The sequence below is a fragment of the Companilactobacillus versmoldensis DSM 14857 = KCTC 3814 genome (genome assembly GCF_001434295.1).
Classification (GTDB): domain Bacteria; phylum Bacillota; class Bacilli; order Lactobacillales; family Lactobacillaceae; genus Companilactobacillus; species Companilactobacillus versmoldensis.
The window spans coordinates 1-3,722 of the sequence record NZ_AZFA01000043.1; the positions used below are offsets into that span (position 1 = coordinate 1).

The window sequence follows — 3,722 nt, forward strand, 5'->3', positions numbered from 1 at the left end:
TACGATTTGACTTAGAGCCAAGAAAATCAAGTGTCGTGCAGCATGTTTTTTTAGAAAACGTTTTTGTATTTTTTGATTATTTCCCTTGGAAATAATTGACACCGATTGCATCCCTTACTTCTTGCAAGGTTTGGTTAGCAACTTCATTGGCTTTAGCACTGCCTTCTTCGAGCATCTTGTAAACACTAGGAATATCTTTTTCATATTCGGCACGACGTTGGCGAATTGGTTCAAGGATCTCTTGCAAGACATCATTCAAATATCTTTTGACCTTAACATCGCCTAAACCACCAGCTTGATATTGTTCCTTCAGTTGATTGACTTTGTCGGTGTCAGTAGCGAAGGCATCTAAGTATGTGAAAACTGTGTTGCCTTCAATTTTACCAGGATCTTCAACATGAACATGTTCTGGGTCAGTATACATCGACATAACTTTTTTCGTTACTTCATCAGCCGTATCTGATAAATAAATACAATTACCTAATGACTTACTCATTTTGGCATTACCATCGATACCTGGTAAACGTCCTTGACCCTTGGGTGGGAAAACACCCTCTGGTTCTACTAAAGTATCAACATTATAAGTCCGATTGAAGGTCCTAACGATCTCACGAGTTTGTTCGATCATTGGTTCTTGATCATCACCAACTGGCACAGTATCAGCTTTAAAAGCAGTGATATCAGAAGCTTGACTGACTGGATAAGTCAAGAACCCTGCTGGGATACTTTGGCCAAAACCTTTTTGCTGAATTTCTGATTTTACGGTTGGATTTCTTTCCAAACGTGATACACTAACCAAATCCAAATAATACATAGTTAATTCATTCAAAGCAGGGATTTGTGATTGGACTAAGATAGTAGTCTTAGCGGGATCGATCCCAACTGATAAATAGTCCAGAGCAACTTGGATCAAACTGTTGCGAACTTTTTCTGGATTACGGGCATTATCAGTCAAGGCTTGCATATCAGCAATCATGATAAACATCTTGTATTTGCCTTCATTTTGTAATTGAACACGGTTCTTCAATGATCCTAAATAATGTCCGATATGTAATTTCCCGGTTGGACGATCGCCAGTTAAAATTGTATTAGTTGCCATTTTGTTTCCTCCTATTTATACTGCTAAGGCAGACTTAAATCTAATCACCGAACTAAAAAGCGCCCTATTGAATTAACAATAGGACGCTCATGCGTGGTACCACCTGTTTTGTAGAGTTTATCTCTACCACTTTCGGCTCTAAGGCGCCACCCATATCCATTTCCCAGTTCAAGGTCGGTAGTTTTTGCAGACGAGGAACTACTCTCTGAATTCGACTTACTTGAATTAGTACTTAAAAATGACTATGATTTAATATACTCTAATTAGCTATTATCATAAGGAATTTTACGAAAATTGTCAACGAGAGGTAATTTTATGACTATAGAAGACAGTAAGAAAATAGAACAAAAACGTGTTGATAAAGTTGCCGATATTATCGACGATAAACTCGAAAAAGTTTCCCAATACTTAGAAAAAGCTCATTCTGAAACAGGAAATATTGAACGGAACTATGGTGAAAATACCAAGGTCAATACTTTAGAAGTCGATGACCAAATGGAAACTAATGCCTCCGTTCAACAGCAGAAACAATTAGTTTACTTGGCAGTTGAAAATGAAAACATTCTCAACGCTAACGAACAAAAGCTCAAGAATCTTCAAGGTTCACCATATTTTGGTCGGATCGACATTGTTGAAGATGGTGAAAAGGATACCTTATATATCGGGACCTCCACTCTCCAAGACGAAGATGGAGAGTTCTTGATCTATGACTGGCGTGCTCCTATCTCAGGTATCTACTATAATGGGACACTTGGTAAGGTTTCCTATCCAACTCCTAATGGAACTGCCGAAGTCGACCTAAAACGCAAGCGCCAATTCCAAATCATCCATAACAAGATCAAAAATATGTTTGATACCAACGAAACAGTTGGTGATGAAATTTTGCAATCCGTTTTATCTGAATATAGTGATGAATATTTGAAAAATATCGTTGCCACGATTCAGCATGAACAAAATACCATCATCCGTGATACTCACTCTGATGTCCTGTTAGTTCAAGGTGTAGCAGGTAGCGGTAAAACTTCAGCTATCTTGCAACGTGTTGCTTTCTTGCTTTATCACAGTCGTTCAAGTTTGAATGCCGATCAAATTATCTTGTTCTCACCTAACAAACTTTTCAGTAATTACATTTCTGAAGTTTTACCAAGTTTAGGTGAAAGAAATATGCGTCAGGTGACCTTAAACGAATTTATCTCCTTACGTCTGACTGGTATCCAAGTGGAGACCTTATTTGAACGTTATGAAAAAGATGAAAAGAATCTCCCTCAAGAAATGATCGATATGCGTCTTTATAAAGAAAGTGGCAGTTTTCTCGAAGATTTGGAAAATCTCGAAAATGCCAATAAAAATCATCTCTTGTATTTTGAAGACATCATTTTCGAAGGACGTCCTTTCTTCACAAAAGATGAGATTTCAGAAATCTACCAATCACAAAACACCGCCTTTAGTATTCCTGATCGCTTTTTGAAGACGAAAAACACTTTGATCAAGCGACTAAAAAAGCGGATCCATCAAGACCGTGATGACGACTGGGTCCAAGCTGAGATCGATAACTTGTCAGACGAAGACTTCCAACAGATCATCACTGACCACAAAATTGAAGAATCAACCAATCAAAGATCGATCATCGCCGAAGAATTTCTCAAAGATCGTTACGCTCCTATCTACAATGCTTTGATCAACAATTACTTCTTCAATCCTTATGAGGAATATCTCTACTTGTTGAGTCACTTGGATCAGGATGTCGTTGACCCTGAAATCTGGAACACAATGATCGATGCCATCGACCATAATGTCGAGGCTCATAAATTGAGTTTGAGTGATTCAGTAGCTATTTTGTACCTACGTGATTATGTGACCGACAGTGGTATCAATACTGCTATCCAACATATCTTCATTGATGAGGTCCAAGATTATACGATGGCTCAGTTGAAATACATCTCACACGCCTTCCCTAACGCCAAATTGACCTTATTAGGTGACCGTTCGCAAGATGTTCTGACTAGTTCATATCGTCAAAAAGATTTGATCACTGCCGTGTCAGAATTGTTCAATAAAAAGCATATGACAACCATAACTTTGAATCAAAGTTATCGTTCGACTGCTGAGATCACTAACTTTGCCAGTCAATTGTTGCCTGACACCGAGAAGATCAAAGCTTTCTCACGTAGTGGAGAAAAGCCAGAGATGCACGTCTATGACGGTGAGACAAATTATTATCGGGGCTTAAAAGATTGTGCCCGTGAACTTAACCAAAAATATGATACGGTCGCAATTTTGACTCGTAATCAATCCCAAGCTGAACAAGTTTATGCCCATTACGGAGATGAGGGGCTTTTGACCTTAGTCGATGCTGACTTTAGATCAGTGCCCAAGGGGATCTTGGTCATGCCAATTTATCTAGCTAAAGGTTTAGAATTTGACGCTGTCATCGCTCATGATGTCTCCAAAGACAATTATCCTGACGACCGCAGTCGCGATACTCTCTATACCATTTGTACTCGTGCGATGCATAATTTGACCCTTTGTGCTGAAAACGAACTATCACCATTGATCAAGAACTCCGTTCAAGATCAGACAGCTAAATTACAAACTAATTAACAAAAAAGGGTCTAAACTTTCT

At 38.6% G+C, this 3,722-nt stretch carries 2 protein-coding genes; one reads left to right on the forward strand and one right to left on the reverse strand.

Features of this window, described 5'->3' with window-relative positions:
- Positions 1–76: 76 nt before the first annotated feature.
- The gene (trpS, locus tag FC27_RS11290; protein ID WP_010624621.1) at positions 77–1,099 is read right to left on the reverse strand and encodes a tryptophan--tRNA ligase; all 1,023 of its coding nucleotides are present in this window, start codon (positions 1,097–1,099) and stop codon (positions 77–79) included.
- A 315-nt stretch (positions 1,100–1,414) separates the two neighbouring features.
- Here trpS and helD point away from each other — a divergent pair, with 315 nt between their 5' ends.
- Complete coding sequence (gene helD / locus FC27_RS11295) at positions 1,415–3,700, forward strand: RNA polymerase recycling motor HelD (RefSeq protein WP_010624622.1); 2,286 nt, start codon at positions 1,415–1,417, stop codon at positions 3,698–3,700.
- The last annotated feature ends 22 nt before the right edge of the window (positions 3,701–3,722 follow it).